At 35.0% G+C, this 5,449-nt stretch carries 4 protein-coding genes; 2 read left to right on the forward strand and 2 right to left on the reverse strand.

Going from position 1 to position 5,449, the window contains the following annotated elements; genetic code table 11:
* The coding region (locus ACY65O_RS06990; protein ID WP_462220134.1) for a type IX secretion system plug protein at positions 1–706 on the reverse strand (706 nt) is incomplete at its 3' end.
* Between ACY65O_RS06990 and ACY65O_RS06995 the strand changes: the two genes are divergently transcribed.
* Complete coding sequence (locus ACY65O_RS06995) at positions 707–1,948, forward strand: ABC transporter permease (protein ID WP_462220135.1); 1,242 nt, start codon at positions 707–709, stop codon at positions 1,946–1,948. It begins immediately after the preceding gene.
* Between the two features lie 131 nt (positions 1,949–2,079).
* Here ACY65O_RS06995 and ACY65O_RS07000 read toward each other — a convergent pair whose 3' ends face one another.
* On the reverse strand, positions 2,080–2,826 hold the full coding sequence (locus ACY65O_RS07000) for a TrmH family RNA methyltransferase (RefSeq protein WP_462220136.1): 747 nt from the start codon (positions 2,824–2,826) through the stop codon (positions 2,080–2,082).
* A gap of 18 nt (positions 2,827–2,844) precedes the next feature.
* Here ACY65O_RS07000 and tamL point away from each other — a divergent pair, with 18 nt between their 5' ends.
* Positions 2,845–5,322, forward strand: coding sequence for a translocation and assembly module lipoprotein TamL (gene tamL / locus ACY65O_RS07005; protein WP_462220137.1), 2,478 nt, complete (start codon positions 2,845–2,847; stop codon positions 5,320–5,322).
* Positions 5,323–5,449 lie beyond the last annotated feature (127 nt).

Consider the following 5,449-nt stretch of genomic DNA (forward strand, 5'->3'; position numbering starts at 1 on the left):
CACAGTCCTCTATATAGAAGGGAGAAAATATTTCATCAAATCCACCTAGCTCAATCAGTTTTTTGCGATTTACCAGCGCATTGGCACCTGACAAATAAAGCGTGTAAAGAGACTCTTCGCCCATAGGCTTAAGAAGATAATTACCTGATAAAGTGATTGTAGTATTTCTGTCGGGTACTATGGCCTGATAGTGTGTATATTTTGTAAATGCAATGGACGAATAACGGTTGGTGGCAATACGCTGTTGTGTAAATCCTTTAATGTACATAAACGGGCTGATGTCAACCGGCTTCCAGTTATAATCGCACAATTGAAAAGTATAGTAGTAACTTTTTACGTTGGCATCCAGGTCATCAAAATTTAATTCTAACTGATCGCCGCTGTTAAGGTTGTAAATGGCCAGTGCGGTTTGATCGCCATAAGGATGAAAGCGTACACATTGTATGTTGGGTTTGTAAATTGCATCAGGAGTTTGAGCAAATGCATTTGAAAAGATGAAAATAAAAACAAAAAATAAAAACAATTTTTGTCCAGGCTTTATTAATTCTGTCATCATCGTTGTGAACTTGTTCTGTTCTTCTTTTCTTTTAGTAAAAGGAAAGAAGAACCTCCCTTGTACGGCATTGCAAGATTGAACTTTTATCATGTTATGTGTAATCTTTACGTTTAAATAAAATACATTTGTAAGATACCAAAAGTATGCCATTTGAATATATCCGTTTTTATAGCAAAAAGAATTGCCTTTAACAGGGAGAAAACTTTCTCCCGTTTTATTATACGCCTTGCAGTTGCAGCTACCGCCATAAGTGTGGCAGTAATGATTATTGCCATGAGCTTTGTAAACGGTTTTCAGCAGGTAATCAGCAATAAAGTGTTTAGCTTTTGGGGTCATATACGTGTGCAGCAGGACCTTGAAAATAAAGTTAGTATTGCCGAAGAATATCCCATTGATCAAAACCTAACCGTAGAAAATAATTTAAAAAAAATACCCGAAATAAAAAGTGTAGAGAGGTATGCTACTAAATCGGCCATCTTAAAATACAAAAACGAAATTGAAAGCGTTTTGTTAAAAGGTGTTGATTCTACTTTTGATTTTAGCCGTATGAACAACCTTTTAAAACAAGGCAGATGGATGAATGTAAAAGACAGCGGTTACAGTAAAGAAATTGTACTGTCGGAATATACAGCCAATCAATTAAAATTAAATATTAACGATAGTGTGGATGTAGTTTTTATAGATGGCAGTGGTGTTAGCAATGCCCGGCGGCGGCGTTTACAAATTACCGGCATTTACAAAACATCTATAGAAGAATATGATAAAGCATTTGGCATTTGCCATATTAATTTAATAAGACGGTTAAATAACTGGGCACCCGACCAAATTGGTGGCTACGAAATTTTTTTATACGATTATAAAAAAACAGATGCCATAAATAAAATAATACACGAAGTGGATGTGCTGCCACAAACCTGGTACAGCAAAACCATTAAAGAAACTTACCCCAATATTTTCGACTGGCTGGCACTGCAGGAAAGAATAAAAAACATTTTATTAATTATCATGGTGATAGTTGCAGCAGTGAATCTTATTACCTGTCTTTTAATTTTAGTGCTGGAGCGTACAAGAATGACAGGGATTTTAAAAGCCGTTGGTGCCAGCGACTGGAATGTGCAGCAAATATTTTTATATAACACTTCTTTTATTGCTATTGCCGGTGTTGTGCTGGGCGCAATATTTGGCCTGGGCATTTGCTGGCTGCAGGAAAAGACAGGTTTTATTACTTTAGATGAAAATGCTTACTATATGGATAAAGCACATGCCGAAGTGGTGTGGTGGCAGGTATTATTAATTTGTGTGGGCACTTTAATAATTTGTTTTGCAACGCTTATAATTCCTACACTTCTTATTAAAAAAATAAAACCGGTTAAGGCAATACAGTTTCGTTAATTGGTTTACTGGTTAATTTGTTTATTGGTTGATTACTAATAAAAATTGTTATTGTCTTATTGTGTTGTAATAGAAAAGCATAAATAAATAATGATCTTCCAAATTAACCAGTTAACTATTAAACCAATCAACTAACCACAAACCGCCGCTAAAATAATCCCCGTTGCCACAGCCGCATTCAGCGATTCTGCCTCTCCCCTTTTGGGTATAGTAATTTTTTCATCCACTAATTTCATTACGGCATCACTTATTCCTTTTCCTTCGTTGCCAATTATTATTATGGCTTCATCAATTTCTTTTAAGCTGTTTATATTTTTACCATTTAATGCAGCAGCATATTTTTTTACGGTATTATTTTTTTGCAGCCATTCTTCCAAATCAGTATAAAAAATATTTACCCTTGCTAAGCTGCCCATAGTACTTTGCACTACTTTAGGGTTATACATATCGGCGCATGCAGGCGAACAAATTATATTTTCTATGCCAAACCAATCGGCAGTACGAATGATAGTACCTAAATTGCCGGGATCCTGAATGGTATCCAGCAAAAGCGTTATTTTTTTCTTACTACTTTTTATTGCTGTTGCTGTTTTCTTTTTAAAAACTGCCAATACACTATTGGGTGTGGTAAGCAGCGATATTTTTAAAAGTTCAAAATCCCTAACTTCCAAAACTTCAATGCCCGAAAATTTTTGTAATGCTTTTTCGTTACTATTCAACCAATCGTTTACAGCAAACAGTTGCAGGCATAAAAATTCCCTGCTGTCTAATAATTCCAAAACTACTTTTGTACCTTCGGCAATAAAAACACCATTTTCGTCCCTGAATTTTTTATGGTGCAAACTTTGGATATATTTGGTATGTGTTTTGTTAAACATTACAGACTAATAAAATTTATGCCTCTAAGCACCTTTCCAAAATCAAGGCTTTTTCAGCAATTAAAGAATATTTTTTTTCTTTCACTGGTGCTGTCTTCCTGTATTGTACCCAAAAAATATCAAAAAGACAAACCTTTTGTTACCAGTAACACCTTCGAAGTTAAGGGAGGAAATTTTAACAGGGACGAACTGATTGCATTAAAATCACGTTTAAATGCACAATTGGATGACAGCTCTAAAATAAATGTGGTGGACCACTATTTTATCCGTCATGTTTATAATAAGCCTGCAGTATTTGATACCGCTTCGGCTGCAAAGTCTGCAAAAAATATGCAGTCTTCCATGTTTCATTTGGGTTATTACAGAGCAATTGCATCTTACAAAGCTGATACAACTAAAAAAAACGATCAGTTAAGGGTTCATGTAAAATATATAATTGAACCAGGCAAACCAACACTTATTGATACTATAAATTATTATCTTAAAAAACCCGACCTGCAGCAATTAGCCAATGAAAATATGAGCAAGAGTTTACTGGAGGAAGAAAAACCGGTAACTAAAGCTGCAGTACTGGGTGAAATAAACAGGCTGGTTGAGTTGTATAAAAATAACGGCTATTACAAAATTACTCCCGAAGAATTAAAAATGAGAGGCGATACTTCGCTGGAAGCATTAACCAGTGTTAGTGATGACCCCTTTGAACAATTACGTTTGTTTGCAGAAGCTCAGCAAAAAAAGGATTCGCCTAAAATAAAATTAGCGGTAGTTTTAAATCCACCTGCAGACAGTAACAAACTTAAAAAATATTACATCAATAACATTTACATACTGCCCGATTATAAACCCGGTGATTCACTTACCGACCCAACGTTAACAGAAAGGGTTACCAATAGTCTTAACATAATACGTTATCATACAAGAAAATTCCGCTCTATTTATTTAAGCAGGATGATGCTTTTAAAAAAAGGTGACCTGTATAATCAATCAACATTTTACAAAACGCTGAACAATTACTCCAGGGCGGGTGTTTGGCAAAGTGCCAATATAGAAATTGTGGAAGTAAAAGATAATGACAGCATTAAAAAAATTAATCTTATTGTACAACTGATACCAGCAAAACAATTTAGCCGTGAGGCAGGTATTGAAACAAATTTTTCGGCTACCAGCAATACCAATAATGTTACAGCAGCTAATTCAGGAAATCTTTTAGGCCTTTCGGGTAATGTTTCTTTAACCAACCGTAACGTAAGAAAAGAAGGCATTAAAATGATTACTTCTTTAAGTGCAGGTGTTGAGTTAAACCTTAAATCTTTTAAAACCAACACAAGCAATATTATTAACTCTAACGACTTAAGTTTATCAAACACTGGTATTATACCTCGTTTTATATTACTGCCTAAATGGGTTACAAACAGTAAACATGTTGTAGCACCTGAAACATTTTATAACATTACCGGCTCTTATGTTAACCGCATCAGTTTATTTAATTTACAATCTACCAATTTAGCAATTGGTTACAGTTTTAAAAACCGGAGAAATGCCCAGTGGGTGGTAAAACCATTAAATATTGAATTTACAAGGCTGTTTAATCAAAGCCCGGAATTTGATGCCATCCTGACAAACAATCCTTTTTTAAGGTACTCGTTTAATACTGCATTAGTTGCAGGTGCAAGCGTTGGCTATTCAAGCAGGTATATTAATCCCAAACATACTAACCGGCAGCATACTTTTAAAATTAATGTTGAAGAATCTGGATTCCCTCTGATTCCCTTACCGGTACCTCTGAGGAAACTTAATATTTTAAATACTTATCTACGGCAGTATTTAAAATCGGATATAGAATATACTTTTTCAACAACCAGGGCAAAATCTGCCTTTGTGTTTCGCACATTTGCGGGTGTAGGCATTGCTTCTAAAAAAGATACTACCCTTCCATTTTTTAAACAATATTTTGGTGGTGGAAGCAACAGTATGAGGGGCTGGCCTGTACGTGGAATTGGCCGTGGTTCTCAGCCTTTGGCGCCTTATGGCGCAAACAGGTTTAACGACCGTACCGGCGATTTACAATTTGAAACTAATGTAGAATACCGTTTTGATATTGCACAAATAGTACCCAACACTTTAATACTTAAGCAGGCATTTTTTATTGATATTGGTAACGTTTGGAATATCCGTAATTCAAAAACCAATGGGAGTTTAGACAGTGCCCAATTTAAAGCCAAAAATTTTTGGAAAGAATTAGGCGTAAATGCCGGCACAGGTTTCAGGCTTGATTTTAATTATTTTGTAATAAGACTTGATTTTGGCTTTAGATTTAAACGGCCCGAATTAAGTGATATTAATAACGGCTGGAAAGTACCTCCATTAAGTTTTAATGATGTGCTGCCGAAAATTTTTTCCAAGGGAAGAGTAGTAAATGGCGTTAACAACGAAGAGTACAGAAAATGGCGTTACGAAAATTTTAATTTTACTGTTGGAATAAATTATCCATTTTAAAATAATTAATTCTCTAAAGTTTTATTCAACTTTTTTTGTTCTCCTCAACTCCAGTAAATTTAAACTGTTGGCCGGAAAGTTTTCAATATTGGTATGTACCAAATGAATGGCCATATCGTACAAAAGC

It is taken from the genome of Ferruginibacter sp., assembly GCF_031430955.1.
In the GTDB taxonomy this organism is placed as follows: domain Bacteria; phylum Bacteroidota; class Bacteroidia; order Chitinophagales; family Chitinophagaceae; genus Ferruginibacter.

Excerpts from the sequence above, each read along its gene's own strand:
- ACY65O_RS07000 (WP_462220136.1), bottom strand. The coding sequence starts at position 2,826 with ATGTTTAACAAAACACATACCAAATATATCCAAAGTTTGCACCATAAA.
- tamL (WP_462220137.1), top strand. The coding sequence starts at position 2,845 with ATGCCTCTAAGCACCTTTCCAAAATCAAGGCTTTTTCAGCAATTAAAG.